A 20,104-nucleotide genomic window follows, 5' to 3' on the forward strand; every position below is an offset into this window, starting at 1 on the left:
CTTTTTGCAATTGGCTTTGATAAAATATAAAAGTCGCAAAGGAAAATTTTGCGACTTCTTTTTTCGCCGTTATGAACTAATCTTGCGCCTTTGCGTTAAATATAATTCTATCTTTGCAAAATGGACGTTAGAGCAAAAAAACACCTCGGTCAGCATTTTCTTACAGACCAGAATATCGCACGTGACATTGTAGATTCGCTTTCGTTGGAAGGCTACAAAAAAGTTTTGGAAGTAGGTCCAGGAATGGGCGTTCTTACAAAATTCCTTCTGGAAAAAAACGTTGAAACCTACGTTGCAGAGATTGATCACGAATCCATCGATTATCTCAAAAAACACTATCCAAAATTAGAAGAACAACACTTCACAGGTGATTTTCTCAAGACTGATATTCCTACGGTTTTTGCTGAAGAGCAACTGGCTGTGATTGGCAATTTCCCTTACAATATCTCATCTCAGATTTTATTTAAAATCATTGATAATTTTCAATATGTTCCGGAAATGAGCGGAATGTTCCAGAAGGAAGTGGCCGAAAGGACCTCCGGCGTTCCACGAACGAAGGAATATGGCATCTTGTCGGTTTTGGTTCAGGCTTATTATGATGTGGAATATCTTTTCACGGTTCACGAAAATGTGTTCAATCCGCCACCGAAAGTGAAATCAGGCGTCATCCGAATGACCCGAAATCTGAAACCTGGATTGGAAGGAAATGAATTGCTCTTCAAGCAAATCGTAAAAGCTGGATTTGGACAAAGACGCAAAAAAATGAGCAATTCTTTGAAAGTTCTTGGTATTCCTGAAGCTATGAGTGCGCATCGTTTCCTTGATATCCGTGCGGAGGAATTGTCTGTGGCAGATTTTATTGATTTTACGAAGGAATGGAAGAATAGTTTGTAGGTTTTTAAATCTCTTCAGTTTAATTGATTCACCAGATTATTTCTAAATTTTAAGACTATCCGCTACTTCTCATCTTGTTCAAATTAACGCAAGGTCAAACCAAATAATTTTACTGACAAACGTTTTGAGATAAGCAAAGGCGTGAACAAAACCAAGAAATATAAAGTTTATCCTCTGGATGACAGATTACGGACAAGCACCTATAATTGAGTAGATTAACATTTTAAATAAAGTTTGTCATTCCCTCGGAATCTCGACCATTAAGTTTCGACTCGTACAGAATGACAAATCGGATGTTTCAGACAAAATTTCAATTGATTTACAAGTCCCATAGCCCCGATTGCAACGGCATCCTTTTTCTTTTCCGTTGGCTGAGCGTAGCCGAAGCCAACGGAAAAGAAAAAGATATAGTGGAAAGCGGGAAACAGCTCCTAATTAAATTATAAAAAACACGCTTCGAAGTTGTCATTTTGCTCCCTAAATTTATTTTAAAATCCTTATTTTTGTGGTATGGAAAAAGTGGTATTGGTAAATCCAAACGATGAAGTTTTGGGGCAAATGGACAAAATGCAGGCACACGAGAATGGGCTTTTGCACCGTGCATTTTCTGTCTTTCTGTTCAATGACCAAGGCGAAATGCTTTTGCAGAAAAGGGCCAGCGAAAAATACCACTCGCCCAACCAATGGACCAACGCGTGCTGCTCGCATCCACGCCTGAATGAATCCTATCTGGAAGGTGCTATAAGACGCACGAAAGAGGAATTGGGAATCGATTGTGAGCTGACGGAGAAATTCCGTTTTATCTATAAAGCGGACGTTGGAAATGGCCTTTGGGAACACGAGTTGGATTATGTTTTCGTTGGAAATTTCTCAGGAGAATTTGATTTGAATTTGGATGAAGTTTCCGAAATCCGCTATGTCTCCATCGCTGATCTGCAAAAGGAAATCACGGCCAATCCTGAGCATTTTACCGCTTGGTTTAAGATCATTTGGGCAGAATATCGCAGTCAGCTGAATTAATCCCGAAAATATTGCGTAACTTTATTATCAAATCTCAAAATTATGAAGGCTTTGGTAATTGGTGCAACTGGCGCAACGGGGAAAGATCTTGTAGATCAGCTTTCTCAAGATCCTGAATTTGAGCAAATTGATATTTTCGTGAGACGCCGTTCTGATTTTCACAATGATAAGATCACGGCACACATCGTCGATTTTGAACGACCGGAAGAATGGAAGCATCTGGTGACAGGTGACGTGGCGTTTGCGTGCCTGGGAACAACACTGAAAACAGCAGGAAGCAAGGACAACCAGTGGAAAATAGATTACGATTATCAATATAATTTTGCGAAAGCAGCGAAAGAAAATCAGGTGGATGATTTCATTTTGGTGTCTGCGTATGGCGCCAATCCTGATTCTAAAATCTTCTATTCCCGGATGAAAGGCGAACTGGAGCAGGCAATCAAAAATCTGAAATTCGAAAAAACAACCTTCTTCCAACCAGGAATGCTGGAAAGGAAAAACTCAGACAGGAGCAGCGAGATTTTTGGGCTCAAAGCCATCAAATTTGTTAACAAGCTCGGTCTTTTTAAAAGCCAGCAGCCTTTGCCGACAGCCGTGTTAGCAAAAGCAATGATCAACGCTTCGAAGATCAAATCCAAAAGTTTTTCTGAGGTTAAACTACACAGTATTTTCAGTTTTGCGGAGAAATTCAAATAAAAAAAACCAATCGGGTTTGATTGGTTCTGATTCTATTAATTTACTCTTTCTTTAAGATATTTTTGCCATTCCCAAGTGGTTCTGAGTGATTCTTCCAGGGAGGTTTCGGATTTCCAACCGAGTTCTTTTTCAGCTTTGTCAGCGTTGGCGTAAGCAACAGTGATATCACCTTCTCTTCTTGGGCAGATCTGATAAGGAACAGCCACGTTATTCGCTAATTCAAAAGCTTTTACGACTTCTAAAACAGATGAGCCTTTTCCTGTTCCCAGATTATAAATATCCAGAACCGTTTCTTCCTCGGAATTCAGCAACTTTTTAAGCGCTGCCACGTGTGCTTTTGCAAGATCTACCACGTAGATATAATCACGTACAGCTGTTCCGTCTACCGTTGGATAATCACCGCCCCAGATACTCAGTTTCTCTCTTATTCCGGCAGCAGTTTGAGTGACATAAGGCACCAAGTTATTGGGAATCCCGGAAGGTAACTCTCCCAATAAAGCTGATGGATGCGCACCAATGGGATTGAAATATCTCAGTAACGACACTCTTTTCTGGTAAGCTCTTGAGAAATCTTTTAAAATATCCTCACCCATTTGCTTGGTTTTTCCGTAAGAAGATTCTGCCTCTTTCAGCGGTGCATTCTCGTCAATTGGCATTTCACCCGCCTGACCATAAACTGTGCAGGACGAACTGAAAATGACATTGGAAAGATTCCTCTTTCTCAGCTCCTGAAGAACATTGATCAAAGAGAACAAATTGTTCTCATAATAGTCCAAAGGTTCTACCATACTCTCTCCTACGGCCTTGGAAGCTGCAAAATTGATACAACCTGTGATATCGTGAGCCTCAAAAACCTGCGCTAATAATTCTTTTCTTCTAAGATCGAATGGATAAAAAATCGGACGCTTGCCCGTAATTTCCTCAATATTATTAAGAATGAATTTTTCTGAGTTTGAAAGATCATCCACAATGATGACTTCAAAATTATTATGAATGAGTTCCACAACTGTATGTGAACCGATGTAGCCTAGGCCTCCTGTTACGAGTATTGACATTTATTTAAGTTCGTATTTTCTACTTAGTGAAAAACTCCAAAACAGAATCTGTAATATACTTCAGTTGCTCTTCATCCAATTCTGTGTGCATTGGCAAGGAAATTACCTGATCCAATAATTGATCAGTATTCACAAAATCTGCAGGATCACTTTCCTGAAAATAGGCTTTTTGTTTTCTAAGTGCGACAGGATAATAGATCATCGCAGGAATTTCTTTTTCAGTCAAATATTGCTGCAATTCATTACGTTTTCCGTTTGTGATTCTCAAAGTATATTGATGAAAAACGTGTGTGGAATAGTCTGCTCTTTTTGGCGTCAGGATATTTTCGTTTCCTGCAAACGCTTCATCATAATAATCGGCTGCTTTTCTTCTGGCTTCATTATAGGAATCTAGGTTTGGTAATTTCTTTCTCAAAATGGCTGCTTGGATGCTGTCCAATCTGGAGTTGACGCCCACTTCATCGTGGTAATAACGCTCATACATTCCGTGGTTGACGATGCCTCTCAATCTGTGCGCCAATTCATCATCATTGGTAAAAATGGCACCGCCGTCCCCGTAGCATCCCAAATTTTTGGAAGGAAAAAATGACGTGGTTCCTATGGTTCCCATTGTTCCGGATTTCTTTTCAGTTCCGTCTGCGAAAATAAAATCAGAGCCAATGGCCTGTGCGTTATCTTCTACAACGTACAAATTGTGTTCTTTGGCAATTTTCAGAATTTCTTCCATATTACTACACTGTCCAAAAATATGAACCGGAATAATTACTTTGGTTTTCGGGGTGATTGCTTTTTTGATCGCTTCTGTGTCTATGGTGTAGGTATCATAATCTACATCTACCAAAACTGATTTCAATTTTAATAGATGGATCACCTCTACGGTTGCCGCAAAAGTAAAATCTGCAGTAATGACCTCGTCACCTTCCTGAAGATCCAAAGCCATCAAAGCGATTTGCAATGCATCTGTCCCATTGGCACAAGGGATCACGTGTTTGACATCCAAATAGCTTTCCAGATCTGTTTGGAAAGATTTGACTTCCGGACCGTTTATAAAAGCCGCAGAATCCATCACATTGAGAACTGCATTGTCAACTTCACTTTTAATTTTATAGTACTGGCTTTGTAAATCAACCATCTGGATTTTCTTCATAATCAAATATTTATTATTAAAGGCATTTGAAATCGTATGTCAATAATGGTCTAGATATTTTTTAGAGCGATTTCAAATGCAAAAACATTATTTTGTAAATTTACATTTATTTATCAGTTTAAAAAATCCAAATTACCAAAACGTGAGAAAAATCTTTACAATTTTGTCGCTTAGCTTTTCTTTGATAGCAACGGCTCAAACCGAATTAGTTTTTGTTTTCTTCAAAGATAAACCGAACAAAGCAGCTTTCTATTCCAACCCATTATCAGAGCTTAGTCAGAAATCTTTGGATAGGAGAAGCAACCTTGGAATAGCACTTGTAGATCAGGATGCGCCTATTGAGCCTAGTTATATTACCAATGTCCAAAATCTTGGATTCGAGGTCACCGATTATTCCAAATGGCTGAACGGTGTTGCCGTCAATGCAACAGCTGCGGAGATCCAAATATTGTCTCAACAGAGCTATGTGGATCACGTAGAAAGTTTTGTGAGAAATCCAAATGGTAAAAAGCGAACAGAAAAAATTGACAAATTCAAAGTATGTAATCAACAGTTTGCAAACCGGGACATTTTAACGACGTTCAACTACGGAAATGGATTAGCTCAGATCAATCAGGTCAATATCCGAGCGCTTCATGTGGCAGGTTTTACCGGAGCAGGAATGACGATTGCTGTGATCGATACCGGATTTCCATCTGTCAATACAGGCAATGCCTACAAAAGGCTTCGAGATAATGGCCGGATCAAAGGTGGCTATAACTTCATTAGCAAAAATACAGACATCTACAACACATCACTCAATACGCACGGATCCATTTGTCTTGGAACCATTGGTGGCTATCTGGATAATCAATTTGTAGGCACAGCGCCAGATGCCGATTTCTACCTCTATGCCTCGGAAGATGGCGCTAATGAGATCCCGGAAGAACAGCTCTATTGGATAGAAGCTGCTGAGGAAGCAGACAGAAAAGGTGTAGATGTGATCACAACGTCTTTGGGTTACACTACTTTTGATGACAGCAGATATGACTACACTTATAATGATATGAACGGCTCTACCACATTCATCGCGAGAGGTGCTCAAATAGCTGCTGAAAAAGGAATATTCCTGACTGTTGCGGCGGGAAATGATGGTAATAACACGTGGCACTATGTTGCAACACCGGCAGATAACGCAAAGGTTTTCACCATTGGTGCAGTCACTTCACAAGGTAGCAGTTCTTCTTTTTCGTCTTACGGACCCAATTCTGCTGCCGTTGTGAAACCGGATGGGAGTGCAAGAGGAACAGATACGTACACCGTTTTCGGAAGCCAGGTCACACAGGCATCAGGAACATCCCTTGCCAATCCTTTGGCCGCTGGTGGTGTTGCGTGTCTTCTGCAATCCTTGCCCAAAACGATTTCCAGAGAAGAGATCAAGTCAAAATTGAGACAAAATGCCTCACTTTATCCCAATCCGTCGGCACAGATGGGTTACGGAATTCTTAATTTCTACAAAACGTATCAGTCTTATCTTGGTGTAGATGAGCTCAAAAAAATGAAAGTCAACATCTACCCAAATCCAGCGAAAAGCACAATCCATATCTCCTCTGACAAACCAATACAATCCATCGCAATCTATGATATGCTGGGAAGACTCATCAGAACTGAAACCCAAAATACCATCAACGTGTCGCCACTTGCAAAAGGAAATTATCTCCTGAAAATTAAGATTGGCGATCAGGACTTGGTAGAGAAATTCATCAAGGAATAGATGATAATTTTTTATTTATTAGAGCCTATTTAAAAAAATAAAAACGTACAATTTTCTAGACATTTTTGCTTTACCCAACCCGAAAGCGAATAAAAACACCATGAAAATTTCGTCAAAATGATGCCCTTTAACATCGGGGAATTAATTTTGCTGAAAATTATCAAATGTCCTTGATAAAATTAAAAACCTTATTTTACAGCGGGCACCGTAGTTTTAGGTGTCATTATTAATAAAAAAGTGCCTCACAGTCTGGAAAAATATGGAGACCAAGGGAAAACGCTATCACTTCCAAAGCCTACAACAAACGGTACGGACATGCGCAGGCAGAAAGGATTGTGAAAGACTTTATTCTGCCAGCAATATTGAGATAAGAAAATCTTCCTGATTTATACAGCCCTCGCTTCAAATCTTTGGAGCGGCGGTTTTTATGAAAAATGAAATTGGAAGGAACAGTTAATTCATTTATATTTACACAACAAAAATATCAAGCTAAAGGTTGAATGGATAATTTATTAAGCAATGTAACGGTCATCTCGTTATTCATTTCATTTTTTCTTGCATTTTTTCTGCTGACAGTCAAGACGCAACACCAACTCAGCAATCAACTTTTTGCTCTATTCCTCATCATCAATGCGATTGACATGAGCGAACCGCTGATCCGTCAATTTACAGATAGCCCGTCCAATCTTGGTCTACTGAGGACTACGATTGCTTTTCTACAAATTCCTGTTTTTTACCTCTACGTTTTGTCGGTTTGTTATTCAGATTTTAGACTGAAGCCCGCGTATCTCTTTCATCTGATGCCTTTTGTGGTGGCAAACCTTCTTTTTGTGCCTCGATTTTATGCGGTCGACTTGGATTCTAAGATGGAGTTCATCGCTCATCATCAAAATATGATCGAGTTAAAAATCAATCACGGGTTGATTCATTTTCAGATATTAATCTATTTTACGGCGGTTTTTCTCTTGTTGAGAAAAGCAAAAAAGCTTTACCTCGAAAATAATTCGGGTGGCAGTCTTAATTCCTACAATTGGCTTTTTCAGTTGACGAGTGTTCTCGCGGTGATTTATCTGATTGTGATTCTGAAAAATATGTTCAAATTTTCCGACTATTCCTACGTTTCAGATTGGATCAAAATTGGGATTCTCGTCTTGCAGCCCTTCATCATTTGTTGGTATTTGTACAAAGCACTTCATGATCCCGGACTTTTCAGAAATATAGATTCCAGATTAAAACTTGTTTCGGACATTATTTCTGACGCACAAAAAATTGAGCCAGAGATCCTGAATGAAGATCTGGTAAAGCTGAAAAAATATATGATTGATGAAAAACCATTTCTCGATCCAGCTTTGACAATTCAGGATATTTCCAAGAAAATGAATGTTCCGGTCCGGGAGTTATCGGTTTTAATTAACCATCAGTTGAGACAACATTTTTACGATTTTGTCAATACCTATCGGATCGAAAATGCGATGACCATTCTCAAAGATCCCGCAAAGTCGAAAGTAACCATTCTGGAAATCCTGTACGAAGTTGGTTTCAATTCAAAATCTTCCTTCAATACTGCGTTTAAAAAACACACCGGAACTACGCCTACCGAATTTCGCAAAACACTACAAAACAAGACGTTGTAATTACTCGTACGCTTGTAATCAACGATTCATACCTTTTTTCTTTGTTTCAATGCGATCGAGAGCATTGATTCGGTCGCACAGGACTTTCCACTTCCACATCTTTGTATCGACATATTGATTAACCATCCAACAACGATACAATGAAAACAATTCACTTTTTAGCAGCGCTGCTATTCATCAGCAACTTCTCTTTGGGACAGAACTATTCTCAAAAGATTGATTCTATTATTAAAGCCAATTACGAGAAAAATCCAGATGTGGGCATTAGCGTGGGTTTCATCCACAACAATCAGGAATTTTTCACCTCTTATGGTAAATTGAGTAAGGAAAGTAAAAAGGATATCGATAAAAATTCGATCTTCGAAATCGCTTCTATTACAAAGATCCTGACTGCAAATATGATCGCACAGGCGGCCAATGAAAAGAAACTGAACGTGAATGATTTTATAGACAGTTATCTTCCGCAACGATATATTTTACAGAAAAACCTACAGAACAGGATCAGAATCTCAGATCTGGCTTCCCACCAATCCGGCTTACCAGATTTTGATTTTTTGAAACTGATGGAGCTCAACCCGCAACAGCCTATGATTGGAATGACAGAACAATCAGTGCAAGCAATGATCAACAGCTGCACAAATCTTTCCGAATATGGAAAATTTAAATATTCCAACATCAATTACACGCTTCTGGGACAGATTTTAGAAAAAATATATGGTAAGAGTTATGATGAGATCATCAGGAAAAAAATCCTGAAGCCTGCAAAAATGTCCAGAACTTTAACCAAAGATTTCAATGTCAAAAATATCACAACAGGCTACAATTCCGAAGGTGGTACTCAGGAATTTTTCCTTTGGAATGTGACCGCACCTGCAGGTTTGGTAAAATCAAACACGCTTGATATGACCCAATATATGAAAGTCCTTTTAAGCAAAGGAAACCCAATATCCGAAGCAGCAGTACTGATGGAAAAGATCTACTTCAAAGACGAAAAGCGGGAAATGGGATTGGCGCTTAACATCAGTACGGAAGAAGGCGACACCATCTATCTCAAGTCCGGAGATTCTTTGGGACAGTCTTCCATTATTTGCTACAACAGATCAAAAAATTGGGGAATCATCATTCTATTAAACAAGAGAGATTCTAAAATGAGACAGAATCTTCTGAATACGATTTATGACAAAGTCTTGAAATAAGATCTTCGCCATATCAATTTGAAAAACCAAAAACAATGATAGAGAGCCCATATTTTCCCTTTGAAACCAAAAGACCACATTCATTATTATTTTCAAAAAAAACAACAAAGTATAATGTGATTTTAACATTTATATTAAATTATTATGCAATAGGTTGTAAATAATTTGAATTACAGCAATAATTTGTCGATTTACACTTTTTTTAGCGTTTCGTTTTTTATAGCTTTGCAAAACAAATTTACACATGAACTATTCGCTTGAGCTAAACGTACAGGATGCAGGCTCTAACATCGTTTTCAACACCATTTTCTTGAACAGCTTTAAAATAAACATTGTTGAGAGATATACCGTAAAAGTCGGTAAAAATCAAAAATTATGTGAAGTGTTGTTCAAAGTGAGGACTTTGGACGACCAGCTTATCAAAAAGAAAGATGGGAATATTAATTTGTACTTCAGAGGAGATGACTTTTTTAAATACCAAAAATTAAAAAATATATTTTCCTCGTACCATTACAGAAAGAAGCTGATCAACAGAAAAGAAGCTGAACAGGATTATGTTCATTTCATTTTAAGCCTGGCTGTAATGAATTATGAACTCAATTAATAACTAAAAACAAAAATCTCCGGCAGCGGAGATTTTTTTTATGTTTCAGACAGCAGTAGCAAACGCAAATAGACCAAAAAAAATTCCGGGAGAATTAGCGACCACGATTGGCCAATCTCTCTTCGGCTTTTTCATAAAACCGTAAGTCACCCATAGGCTGCAGTTGACTGCCGCCACCAGAGGCTGTAGCCAGTCGCCTTTGTCGCCTTCCAGGTTACGGGAGATTTGCGGGATGTAGGAGAAGTACATCGCTATCGCTGTTACCGTGGCTACCCATCCCAATACTTGCATAAACTTGTCGTTCATTATCTTCTATTTTTACAGTTGGGCTCAAAACCTGAAATTATCATACCAGCCCGCCAACAATGACAATATGGAAGCACTTTCGGCAAATCCCCTTGCTAGATCGCCTAGCGGGCCGGCATGATATCGCGAAGGCCTATACAGGAAATCATTAGATTTTGACATCTTTCCCCAATAGTTATTTTTCCGATGACGGATTTCCGTAAAATAATGAGGATACTAACTAGTCATTTTGTTTTATTAAAATCATTTTTATCGGATCATCATACTTTTAACCGACATCGCGAGCGTTCCGCTGGTGCTCCCTCTTGAACAAATGTAACGATCCAAACACTTGCACAATACTCTTAACCAGTAACACAATTTATGACTTATCATATGAATAGATTTAAAAAAGCACAAAAAAATACGATAGAATGATAGTCTGTCATCTATCCGTCTATTATCTTCCAGTCTACCTTAAGCTGAATTTCTACTCGCATTAATATTACCGAACAAAGATCGCATCACGAGTTTCTCATAACTCTCTCTGTTTCCTTCTCCTTTCTGGATCTTGATCAGGGCATATTGCTGGATACTGAGTAGCGGCAGCACGATCTTCTCACGGATCTTGATAGACTTTCTATTCAGAGGTTCATCCTGCATCAGGATCTTATAGTCTGTTAGTTGCAGCATCATCTCCTTGGAAAGAGAGAACTCAGCGAACAGGATATTCCAAAACTCTCCAAATTTTGGATTATTCCGCATATAATAAGTCAATGGGAAGTAGGTCTTGTTCATACTCATCATAGAGTTCAGCACCAGAGTCTTGAAAAAATCCGAGCCTTTATAAAGATCTTTGACTTCCTCAAATCGGCCCTCATCCATCAGGGTTTTCAGCGCAAAGCCAAAGCCGAAGAATCCAGGTACATTCTGTTTTAGTTGTGCCCAAGATCCAACGAATGGAATTGCTCTCAGATCCTCAAATTTAAGTTCAGATCCTGCACCCCTTTTGCTAGGTCGGCTTCCGATATTCGTTTTGCCGTAATACTCTAGTGTACTCATCTCCTGCAGATAAGGCACAAACATAGGGTGCGCCTTGAGGTCAGAATATTTCTGGTAACTGATATCTGCCAATTCTGCGATCAATGTCCGTTCTTTATCATTCAGGTCTTTCTTTTCTGTATTGAAAACATCATTCTCGATCCCCGCAGTCAATAGCTGTTCGAAGTTGAACTTCGCCTGATCCTTGTTACCAAATACACTGGTAATCGTTTGCCCTTGTATCGTAAGTTCGATTTGGTTGTTGGCAATGGTTTTCCCTTGCGACGCGTAGAAATCATGGGTTTTCCCTCCACCTCTTGCTGGCGGTCCTCCTCTACCGTCAAAGAATACAACCTTCATCCCGTTGTCCTCAGAGATCTTGGTCAGTTTCTCTTTGGAAGTATAGATCTGCCAGTTGGCCTTCAGGTATCCACCATCTTTGGTTCCGTCTGAGAAACCCAGCATGATGATCTGTTTGTTATTTCTTCTTGCAAGATGCTTCTTGTAAAGCGGATGGTTGTAAAGAACCTTCATCACATTTTCCGATCTTTCCAAACCTTCCATCGTTTCGAATAACGGAACGATATCAATATGAATATCTTCATCAGCATAGCCACAAAGCTTCATCATAGCATAGACGTTCATGACATCTTTTACTTCATCAGAATTAGAGATGATGTAGCGGTGCATCCCACGTTCGCCATTATTTTTTTGAATGGTTTTGATATTATAAACACTTTTCAGCGTTTCGCAAGTCATCTCATCTTCGAAATCTTCTGGATTCAGAACAATGCCGGATGCTATCAGAAGCTCAATTTTCTCATCATCCGTTCTGGAATCTACATCCCCATCAATGATTTCCTTAAAAATAACATCCATCACATTTTGATGAATCCTACTGTCCTGGCGGATATCAAGCGTGGCAAAATGGGTCCCGAAGATCTTGACCCTATCTCTGAAATCATCCAGAATATGAAGGAACAATCCGTTGTGCTCTTCTACCAGAATCTTTTCCGCCTGATCCAGTTCCGTAATGATTTCCTGTGCAGAGATCCTCACCTGTTCCTGGAAAATAGAGTCGTATATTCTTTGACTCACCGCTTGCAGTATGTCAGAAACCCCACGGAAGCTGAGTCTTCTTCTTACAGTCTTGAGATGTCCGTAATAATCTTTCAGGATGGAGATTCGCAGCTCTTCCGCCACTTTCATTGTAATATCTGCTGTGACGAAAGGATTACCGTCTCTGTCACCACCTGGCCAAAATCCCAATTGGATGATATCCGGACTGGGTGTGAAGTTGGAAGTTCCGTAAACCTGTTTTATCTTTCTGTACAGTTCCCCGATACTTTGGTAATACACATATCTCAAGTAATAGATGATGCTCATCGCTTCATCCAATGGCGTTGGTCTTTCCTTGTTGACGAATGGTGTTTTCCCCAACTGCTGTAGCAGCGTATCAATCTGTGTTACAGAATCATTGATGATTGCATCCCGTAAATCGTGGATTATTCTTTGGACTGCATTAGGATAAAACTGCGTTGGGTGCGCAGTAAATACGATCTTGATGGCAAAGTCGTCCATCTTCTTTCTGATGGCAGTCAGGTGATGATCCTGGGTGGCACGGTCATACATATTCATCACCGTTCCAGAGTCCGTTTCTGAGTGCAATTGCTGGAAAGCGGCGTCTTCGATACTGTCAAACAGGACCACTTGTCTTTCTATATACTGGATGATCTTGAAAAGGAGTTCCAGTTTCTGGTCTTCCGTTTCCAGCTCTGTGTGTTTCTGGAAAAACTCTTCCACTATTTCTTCCGGAGATTTCCCTTGCTGGTAACCTTCCCTGCTTTCTTCGGCAAGGAAAGGGAGCAACATCCCGATGTTCGTCATTTTATCGTAAGGCAGACTCATAAAGAGTGAGTTGTAGATTTGAAATTTATTTTCTACAATCTGCCGGAATTTTTCAATTTTCTGATCGTTTAGCATTTAACAAAAATAAAATATAAAATATGAAATCGATGGTCGCAAATGTTATTTTTATCTTAATATCTGTATAAAAATCATTTTTCTTCATGCATTTCAACTGTAGAGCTTGGGAACTTTTATTTTATTGCAAATATGATGTTAGGAGTGTGTTTAAAAACAGGGTTTAAAAAAAAAATTTTCAAGACATTTTTCTATTCCCCAACCCTAAAGAGCGGAAAAATGTCTTGGAAATTTCGTCAAAATCATGCCCCTTAGAGCCGTGGAAATGATTAATTGATTATTTGGCTCCTAAAAGAACCACCTCTTCTATTCTGATTTCGGTCATAAAGCGTTTGCTTCCGTCTTTGTCATCGTAGGATCTGTAAGTAATCTTTCCCTCCACAGCAATTTCTTTTCCTTTCGGAACATACTTTTCCAGAATATCAACTGTTTTTCCATAGGCAACCAGATGGTGCCATTGGGTCTCTTCCACCTTCTCGCCATTGGCATTTGTATAATAGTCATTGGTTGCGAGCGTCAGTGTTGCTCTTTTGGTTCCGTTTTCGAAGTTGAAAATTTCTACTTCTTTTCCTGTGTGACCAATTAATGTCACTTTGTTTCTTAACGACATAATAATATATTTTTTTTGATTAAACTTTTAAAACCAGAACTTGTTATCGTGTTTCCTGATTTTCTTACTGCAAATTTTCATCAAAAAGAAACCCCGAAACGGTAGAAAAGTATTTATATCCGTTTGTAATCGTTTGCAAATGGAAAAGTTTTTATAATTTTAATTTAAAAATGCAAAGGTTTTTAAAACTGAAGCAGAAAAATTTTCAAAAGAATATCCCAATTATGAAATGTCAGTCCATACAAAGGAAGACAAAAATTGGAATGCATATCTTGATCTTTATCCAAATGAAATTGACTTTCAAAGCATTTCAAATAGAAGTGTTTTGGAAAATCTGGAAAGAAACGGAGATAACTTGTCCATAGCTAGAGAAGTTTTTCATTGGATTTATTTTAAGAATGAAATTGAAAGAAAAAAATACAGCGATAAAGTTAGGAAAGAAAACTTTGAAGTGGTTGAAGAAACTTATGATCAAAACATTGAACTTCCCTTCGGTCTTAAGATAAAAAGATTGGACCACGTTGACTATAATCACATTGATGAATACACTTTATACTTATGGCAGTTAGCTAAAAACCACAATGCGGATTACGATGGGTGGGAAACATCTGTAGAAAAAGATTAAAAATAAAACACACATATGGAAACACAAACCTGCCCAGAATGCGGCGACAAAATCATTGGCAGATCCGACAAGAAATTCTGCTCCGATGCCTGCCGAAATGCCTTCAATAATAAGCAAAATAAAACATCTACCAATTATATGCGGAATGTGAACAACAGACTCCGCAAAAATTACCGAATCCTGTCTGAAAATAATTTTGAAGGAAAATCAAAAGTCAATCGTCTTAAATTACAGAACGCCGGTTTTGATTTCGATTTTGTGACGCAAATCGTGACTTATAAAAACGGCTCTCAGTATTTTTTCGTTTACGATCAAGGGTATAAAATCCTTGACAGCGACTGGGTACTCATTGTAAAAAAGACCGATTAAACTATGATTTTTATTTTTCTCATCCTGCTATCTGCCTTCGTGATTTACCTTTACAAACTTCCTGTTTTTGGAGGAGAATTCTCTGGCAAACGACTGGTGCGCATGAAGCAATCCCCGAATTACAAGAATGGTACGTTCCAGAACCTAAGCTTTACACCAGCCGTAGCAGAAGGTTATACGATGAGAAAAGTGTTGTGGGAATTCCTGACTGATAAAACGGAAAACAAAATCCCGAAAAAACCCTTACCAACCCAGAAAATAGATTTGAAAAACCAACCCATTACGGATCATTTTCTGGTTTGGATGGGACATTCTTCCTACTATTTCCAACTAGACGGGAAACGGTTTCTGGTAGATCCTGTTTTCAGCGGGAATGCATCGCCGATTCCTGGGACAACAAAGGCATTTGCAGGCACAGACATCTATGCTACAGAAGACTTCCCTGAGATCGATTTTCTGATCATCTCACACGACCATTACGATCATTTGGATTACAAAACGGTGAAAAGTCTGAAACCAAAAATTGGCCAGGTCATCTGTGGCCTCGGCGTAGGCGCCCACTTTGAGAAATGGGGATTTGATGAGAATCAAATGACTGAACTGGATTGGTATGAAGACCAAGACATATCCCGAGGCTTCAGGATCACGGCTACACCAGCGCGCCATTTTTCCGGAAGAAAATTCAGGAGAAACAATACGCTCTGGTCATCTTATGTTCTGCAAACGCCTAGCAAAACAATCTTCCTTGGCGGTGACAGCGGTTATGATTTTCATTTTAAAGAGATTGGAGAGAAGTTTGGTCCATTTGACTGGGCTATTTTAGAAAATGGACAGTATAATGAAAAGTGGCGTTATATTCATACTTTACCAGAAGAATTTATCCAAGTTGCGGAAGATCTCAATGTGAAAAAAGTATTGCCTGTGCATTCTGCAAAATTCTCTTTGGCACAACACGCCTGGAACGAACCTTTGCAGAAAGTTTCTGAAAACTGCCGCGGAAAAAGCTTCACAATCTCCACACCAGTTATTGGCTCCAAACTAAATCTAGATGATGATTATCAAACTTTTACGGAATGGTGGAAATCTTAAAATTCTGTTAAAATAAATATTATCTTTGCGGAAAGCTATCACCGCAAAATGAGTAAAATCTATTCTTTCATTTTAATATTACTCTCATTCCACTGTTTTGCTCAGAAGAAAAATAATGATTATTCTTTCTACGAGAACAAAGGCCAGATCGTAGATCAGAATGGGAAAGCAAATCCTGATGTAAAATACCTTCTCAATTCTCCCGGTCTTAATGTTCAGATTAGAGAAAATGGTTTTTCTTATGATGTTTATGAAACTGAAATCCAAGAGAAAAAAAAAAAGAAAGCTAAAGAGAATACATTCTCAGATCAGAGAATAAATGCATCTGACAAAGTAGTTCAATATAAGTATCACAGGATTGACATTGACTTAATTGATTCCAAAAAGAATCCGGAAATTATTGCGGAAGGAAAATCGGAAGATTATGAAAATTACTACAATCTTCCGGATAAGAAAGAAGGTGTACGTTTTGTTCACCGTTACAAAAAAGTTACTTATAAAAATATTTATGATAAAGTAGATCTTGTTTTCTTCAAGCCAGAGGATTCTACAAAACCTGTGGAGTATCATTTCCTCATTCATCCTGGCGCAAGAGTGTCTGACATTAAAATGAAATTTGATGGAGCCAAAACCAAATTGAAAGATGGCAAGCTTTGTATGGCTCTAAGATTTGGTGAAATGCAGGAAAATATCCCGAATTCTTGGATTGAGGATGATAAAAAACAAAATATAGCTGTAAATTTTAAAGATCTTGGAAATCACACATTCGGATTTGAGTCTTCTGTAAATAATTCTGATAAAACAATTGTGATAGATCCAGTTCCTACGAGGATTTGGGCATCATATTATTGGGGTAATTCTTATAATGAAAAGGTGAAAAATATCCGAACCGACAATAAGGATAATACATATATTTCAACTCAAATTTCAGTACCTCAAACGCCAAATCTTACAACAAGCGGTGCATTTCAAACAAATATTGGTAGTATCTATGACGAGTATTCTCTTTTGTCAAAATTCAATTCTTCTGGTCAGCGACTATGGAGTACTTTCATAGGGAACTTTTCTTTTTATTCAAACGGAGGGTTTATGAATTCCATCAATGATTTTAAGATTGATAAATCCAATGATATAATAGTTGTAGGAAAAGCTATTGAACAGAAAAACGGTTATTCAAGCAATATTACAACTCCGGGTTCACATAAAGAGTTTGCAACGGGCTATGGTGTTGAAGGATTGATAATGAAATTCAACGAATTAGGACAACGACTTTGGGGTACCTATTTTGGAGGAGATGATTTTGATGAAATTCTTTCTTTGTCATTAGACAGTAATGATGATTTAATCATTTCTGGCAGAACATATAGTAATTCTGGGATCGCTACTGGTAATGCGTATTCTCAGTACTTTAAATATAACTATTGGATTGGTTTTTTTGCTAAATTTTCGTCCAATGGGGTACAATTATATGGAAGTTATTTACCAGAAATTATTTATGAAAATGCAGTAGATATTCAGGACAATTATATTTTTTCTGCATATAGTTATGACCCAAGTTTCCCAAATCAAGCTACATTAGGAACTCATCAAGAAGTAATTATTGGTTCTGCAAACTCCTTAATTTTAAAATTTGATAAGAATTTTAATAAGCTTTGGGGAACATACTATGGAGGAGATTTACTTTTTCCACAGAGTGGACAAAATGTAAAAAATAATTTCATATATGGATTAGGAACAGATTCATCAGGTAACATTTATATTGCCGGAAATACAACAGCGGATCAGGATATTGCAACACCAGGATCTCACAAATCAAGTTTTGGCGGAACGGATTCGGATGTTTTTTTAGCAAAATTAGACCCTTTCGGAAAAAGAATTTGGGGAACATATTATGGTGCTGATACAAACATAGAGGATCTTGTATATGATATGTTTGTAAATAAAGATGGAAACATTTTCATAGCAGGAGGCTCAAGAAATGACAGTGGTCTTGTGACGGCAAACGGGTATATTTCTAATTATAACGGTAGTTACACCCATCGTTCTGGTTATATTTCAAAATTTAATAGTAATGGAAATCAAATTTGGGGAACTTACTATCCTGAATCATTTAGTATTTTCAATAGTAATAACTATGTTTACACGTATGGAATAGGAATTCCTAATTTTGGTACTTCAGGTACATTTATGGGAACAAATCCTTATTGGGGATTTTATTTAGTGTCGAAATTCAAAGACTGCCAAAACAATGTTCAAATTTCCGCTGCACCATCTACTTGCCCTGGAAATGACATAAAACTATCCGCTTCTGGCGGTACAAATTATTCCTGGACTGGTCCAAATGGATTTTCTTCTACACAACAAAATCCTACAATTCTGAGTGCAACAACAGCTCACAGTGGGACATATTCTTGCCTAATTACAGGATCTGGAGACTGCGACGGAACTTTCACGACGAATGTTTTTGTAGGCGACACGACAAAACCAATTCCAGACAATCCAACTCTCACAAAAACAACTGGCGATTGTAAAACTACAATCACAACAATTCCAACAGCTAGCGACAATTGTAAAGGAAAAATAATTGCTACAACTTCAGACCCGTTATCTTACTCATTCCCTGGAAATTATACAATTACTTGGAAATACGATGACGGAAATGGGAATACTTCAACACAAACCCAGCAAGTTGAAATCACGCCGCAACCTTTGCCAATTGCAAATCCAACTCAAACTTTCTGCAAAATTGATCAGAAAAAAATATCGGATATTGTGGTGACAGCAACCAATGCAAAATGGTATGATAAAAACGGAACCCAAATTACAGATCTCTCTACGGTATTAACGGATCATACAAAATATTATGTTTCTCAGAATATGAATGGCTGCGAAAGTGATAAGCTGGATATACTGATCAATCTGTCCGATCCTAATCCACCAACTGGTGTTCCAACTCAGAATTTTTGCTCAGCTACAAATCCTACTCTGAAAGAAATAGCTGTCACCGGTACGGCTGTTAATTGGTACAACCATCTGGGAATCCAACTACCAGTAACAACCCTGCTGCAAAACGGAACAACTTACTATGCTTCTCAAATTGTAAATGGTTGCGAAAGCACAATGAAACTTGCCGTAAAAGTGAATGTGGTGACCAATTTTCTTTCTGCAAAAGACTATTCCGAAACCTTATGTAACGATACAACAGAAAATTTCAAAACAATCAATGTAGATGATTATAAAATAAAGCTCATTACCAATCCTCAGGATTACAGCTTCATATTTACGAAAAGCAATGGCGAAATCGCTACCGGGAATACAGATCTTAATATCGGCCCTAATATCTTCGATGTAAAAATAAGCTCTGCTCTGGGTTGTTATGAGTCTGTAAAATTAAGTCTGACCCTCAATGCTAAACCAAAAATAAGTCTGCAGAACGATGCCGAGTTTTGCGATGATGTGGTAGGTGTGATTTTGGATGCTGGCTACGGTGTGGGCTATCAATATGAATGGAACACCGGTGAAAAAACACAAATTATCAGAGCAGACAAAGAACAGACCTATACTGTAAAAGTGACGACCACTACGACACCAATTTGTGAAAATACAGCAAGTGCCAACGTAAGAAAAGCAAAATTAGCAGAGATCCAGAATATCTTGATCAGCAACAGCAACGTCATCATTCGCATGTCTTTTGCGGGTGATTACCTCTATTCTTTGGATCAGCTTAATTGGCAGATTTCTAATCAATTTGAAAATCTGAAAAATGGCAGTTATACCGTTTTTGTAAAAACAAAGTTAGGTTGTGCCCTCGGCTCAAAATCGTTCAGCATCTTTTCATTGAGCAACATCTTTACGCCTAATAATGATGGTGTAAATGATACCTGGAAAATATCCGGCATAGAAAACTATCCCAATTCCGAAATTAGAATTATTGATAGAAATGGAACAATGCTTGTCAACACCACTACAAAAGGTGAAGCTTTTGAATGGAATGGCGAATCCAACGGACGCAAACTACCAACGGATAACTACTGGTACCAAATTAAGTTAAGCGACGGCAGAATCATGGAAGGTTATGTGGTCATCCAAAACAGAAATTAATT

16 protein-coding genes are annotated in these 20,104 nt (G+C 38.2%); 11 read left to right on the forward strand and 5 right to left on the reverse strand.

Annotated elements, in window-relative coordinates:
- The first annotated feature begins 120 nt into the window (after positions 1-120).
- From rsmA to F564_RS0104185, 3 genes are all read left to right on the forward strand, one after another.
- Positions 121-894: a 16S rRNA (adenine(1518)-N(6)/adenine(1519)-N(6))-dimethyltransferase RsmA gene (gene rsmA / locus F564_RS0104170; RefSeq protein WP_028121509.1), complete on the forward strand. Its 774-nt coding sequence runs from the start codon at positions 121-123 to the stop codon at positions 892-894.
- Between the two features lie 510 nt (positions 895-1,404).
- The gene (gene idi / locus F564_RS0104180; RefSeq protein WP_028121510.1) at positions 1,405-1,914 is read left to right on the forward strand and encodes an isopentenyl-diphosphate Delta-isomerase; all 510 of its coding nucleotides are present in this window, start codon (positions 1,405-1,407) and stop codon (positions 1,912-1,914) included.
- Positions 1,915-1,956: 42 nt separating this feature from the next.
- On the forward strand, positions 1,957-2,610 hold the full coding sequence (locus F564_RS0104185) for an NAD(P)H-binding protein (RefSeq protein WP_028121511.1): 654 nt from the start codon (positions 1,957-1,959) through the stop codon (positions 2,608-2,610).
- Positions 2,611-2,645: 35 nt separating this feature from the next.
- On the opposite strand, the gene galE is transcribed toward F564_RS0104185, so the two are convergent.
- On the reverse strand, positions 2,646-3,665 hold the full coding sequence (galE, locus tag F564_RS0104190) for a UDP-glucose 4-epimerase GalE (protein WP_028121512.1): 1,020 nt from the start codon (positions 3,663-3,665) through the stop codon (positions 2,646-2,648).
- Positions 3,666-3,684: 19 nt separating this feature from the next.
- On the reverse strand, positions 3,685-4,812 hold the full coding sequence (locus F564_RS0104195; protein ID WP_028121513.1) for a DegT/DnrJ/EryC1/StrS family aminotransferase: 1,128 nt from the start codon (positions 4,810-4,812) through the stop codon (positions 3,685-3,687).
- A 142-nt stretch (positions 4,813-4,954) separates the two neighbouring features.
- Between F564_RS0104195 and F564_RS0104200 the strand changes: the two genes are divergently transcribed.
- The 4 genes from F564_RS0104200 (at position 4,955) to F564_RS0104220 (ending at position 9,999) form a co-directional block, all read left to right on the forward strand.
- Positions 4,955-6,565: a S8/S53 family peptidase gene (locus F564_RS0104200; RefSeq protein ID WP_028121514.1), complete on the forward strand. Its 1,611-nt coding sequence runs from the start codon at positions 4,955-4,957 to the stop codon at positions 6,563-6,565.
- Positions 6,566-7,065: 500 nt separating this feature from the next.
- Positions 7,066-8,199 carry a helix-turn-helix domain-containing protein gene (locus tag F564_RS0104205; RefSeq protein ID WP_028121515.1) on the forward strand — a complete coding sequence of 378 codons (1,134 nt, stop codon included), beginning with the start codon at positions 7,066-7,068 and terminating at the stop codon, positions 8,197-8,199.
- A gap of 140 nt (positions 8,200-8,339) precedes the next feature.
- Positions 8,340-9,395, forward strand: coding sequence for a serine hydrolase domain-containing protein (locus tag F564_RS0104215; protein WP_028121516.1), 1,056 nt, complete (start codon positions 8,340-8,342; stop codon positions 9,393-9,395).
- A gap of 244 nt (positions 9,396-9,639) precedes the next feature.
- Positions 9,640-9,999: a hypothetical protein gene (locus tag F564_RS0104220; protein ID WP_028121517.1), complete on the forward strand. Its 360-nt coding sequence runs from the start codon at positions 9,640-9,642 to the stop codon at positions 9,997-9,999.
- Positions 10,000-10,044: 45 nt separating this feature from the next.
- Here the strand turns inward: F564_RS0104220 and F564_RS0104225 are convergent, their stop codons facing one another.
- The 3 genes from F564_RS0104225 to F564_RS0104235 all read right to left on the reverse strand — a co-directional run bounded on the left by F564_RS0104225 (position 10,045) and on the right by F564_RS0104235 (position 13,918).
- A complete protein-coding gene (locus tag F564_RS0104225) occupies positions 10,045-10,290 on the reverse strand; it encodes an SWEET family sugar transporter (protein ID WP_262493669.1) in 246 nt (81 codons plus the stop codon).
- A 471-nt stretch (positions 10,291-10,761) separates the two neighbouring features.
- Positions 10,762-13,308 carry a phosphoenolpyruvate carboxylase gene (locus F564_RS0104230; RefSeq protein WP_028121519.1) on the reverse strand — a complete coding sequence of 849 codons (2,547 nt, stop codon included), beginning with the start codon at positions 13,306-13,308 and terminating at the stop codon, positions 10,762-10,764.
- Between the two features lie 277 nt (positions 13,309-13,585).
- Positions 13,586-13,918: a single-stranded DNA-binding protein gene (locus F564_RS0104235; RefSeq protein ID WP_028121520.1), complete on the reverse strand. Its 333-nt coding sequence runs from the start codon at positions 13,916-13,918 to the stop codon at positions 13,586-13,588.
- A 229-nt stretch (positions 13,919-14,147) separates the two neighbouring features.
- Between F564_RS0104235 and F564_RS18675 the strand changes: the two genes are divergently transcribed.
- Genes F564_RS18675 through F564_RS0104255 form a run of 4 tightly spaced genes read left to right on the forward strand, consistent with a single transcriptional unit; the run spans position 14,148 to position 20,102 of the window.
- Positions 14,148-14,543 carry a ribonuclease E inhibitor RraB gene (locus F564_RS18675; RefSeq protein WP_051259558.1) on the forward strand — a complete coding sequence of 132 codons (396 nt, stop codon included), beginning with the start codon at positions 14,148-14,150 and terminating at the stop codon, positions 14,541-14,543.
- A 15-nt stretch (positions 14,544-14,558) separates the two neighbouring features.
- Entirely contained in the window at positions 14,559-14,912 is a 354-nt protein-coding gene (locus F564_RS20535; RefSeq protein WP_028121521.1) for a DUF2116 family Zn-ribbon domain-containing protein, read from the forward strand.
- Between the two features lie 3 nt (positions 14,913-14,915).
- Positions 14,916-16,001 carry an MBL fold metallo-hydrolase gene (locus F564_RS0104250; RefSeq protein WP_028121522.1) on the forward strand — a complete coding sequence of 362 codons (1,086 nt, stop codon included), beginning with the start codon at positions 14,916-14,918 and terminating at the stop codon, positions 15,999-16,001.
- A 48-nt stretch (positions 16,002-16,049) separates the two neighbouring features.
- The gene (locus F564_RS0104255) at positions 16,050-20,102 is read left to right on the forward strand and encodes a DUF7948 domain-containing protein (RefSeq protein ID WP_028121523.1); all 4,053 of its coding nucleotides are present in this window, start codon (positions 16,050-16,052) and stop codon (positions 20,100-20,102) included.
- Positions 20,103-20,104: the final 2 nt, after the last annotated feature.

Source organism: Epilithonimonas tenax DSM 16811 (assembly GCF_000428485.1).
Lineage (GTDB): Bacteria > Bacteroidota > Bacteroidia > Flavobacteriales > Weeksellaceae > Epilithonimonas > Epilithonimonas tenax.

Excerpts from the sequence above, each read along its gene's own strand:
- F564_RS0104255 (WP_028121523.1), top strand. The coding sequence starts at position 16,050 with ATGAGTAAAATCTATTCTTTCATTTTAATATTACTCTCATTCCACTGT.
- F564_RS20535 (WP_028121521.1), top strand. The coding sequence starts at position 14,559 with ATGGAAACACAAACCTGCCCAGAATGCGGCGACAAAATCATTGGCAGA.
- galE (WP_028121512.1), bottom strand. The coding sequence starts at position 3,665 with ATGTCAATACTCGTAACAGGAGGCCTAGGCTACATCGGTTCACATACA.
- F564_RS18675 (WP_051259558.1), top strand. The coding sequence starts at position 14,148 with ATGTCAGTCCATACAAAGGAAGACAAAAATTGGAATGCATATCTTGAT.
- F564_RS0104195 (WP_028121513.1), bottom strand. The coding sequence starts at position 4,812 with ATGAAGAAAATCCAGATGGTTGATTTACAAAGCCAGTACTATAAAATT.
- idi (WP_028121510.1), top strand. The coding sequence starts at position 1,405 with ATGGAAAAAGTGGTATTGGTAAATCCAAACGATGAAGTTTTGGGGCAA.
- rsmA (WP_028121509.1), top strand. The coding sequence starts at position 121 with ATGGACGTTAGAGCAAAAAAACACCTCGGTCAGCATTTTCTTACAGAC.
- F564_RS0104205 (WP_028121515.1), top strand. The coding sequence starts at position 7,066 with ATGGATAATTTATTAAGCAATGTAACGGTCATCTCGTTATTCATTTCA.
- F564_RS0104215 (WP_028121516.1), top strand. The coding sequence starts at position 8,340 with ATGAAAACAATTCACTTTTTAGCAGCGCTGCTATTCATCAGCAACTTC.
- F564_RS0104185 (WP_028121511.1), top strand. The coding sequence starts at position 1,957 with ATGAAGGCTTTGGTAATTGGTGCAACTGGCGCAACGGGGAAAGATCTT.
- F564_RS0104220 (WP_028121517.1), top strand. The coding sequence starts at position 9,640 with ATGAACTATTCGCTTGAGCTAAACGTACAGGATGCAGGCTCTAACATC.
- F564_RS0104225 (WP_262493669.1), bottom strand. The coding sequence starts at position 10,290 with ATGCAAGTATTGGGATGGGTAGCCACGGTAACAGCGATAGCGATGTAC.
- F564_RS0104250 (WP_028121522.1), top strand. The coding sequence starts at position 14,916 with ATGATTTTTATTTTTCTCATCCTGCTATCTGCCTTCGTGATTTACCTT.
- F564_RS0104235 (WP_028121520.1), bottom strand. The coding sequence starts at position 13,918 with ATGTCGTTAAGAAACAAAGTGACATTAATTGGTCACACAGGAAAAGAA.
- F564_RS0104230 (WP_028121519.1), bottom strand. The coding sequence starts at position 13,308 with ATGCTAAACGATCAGAAAATTGAAAAATTCCGGCAGATTGTAGAAAAT.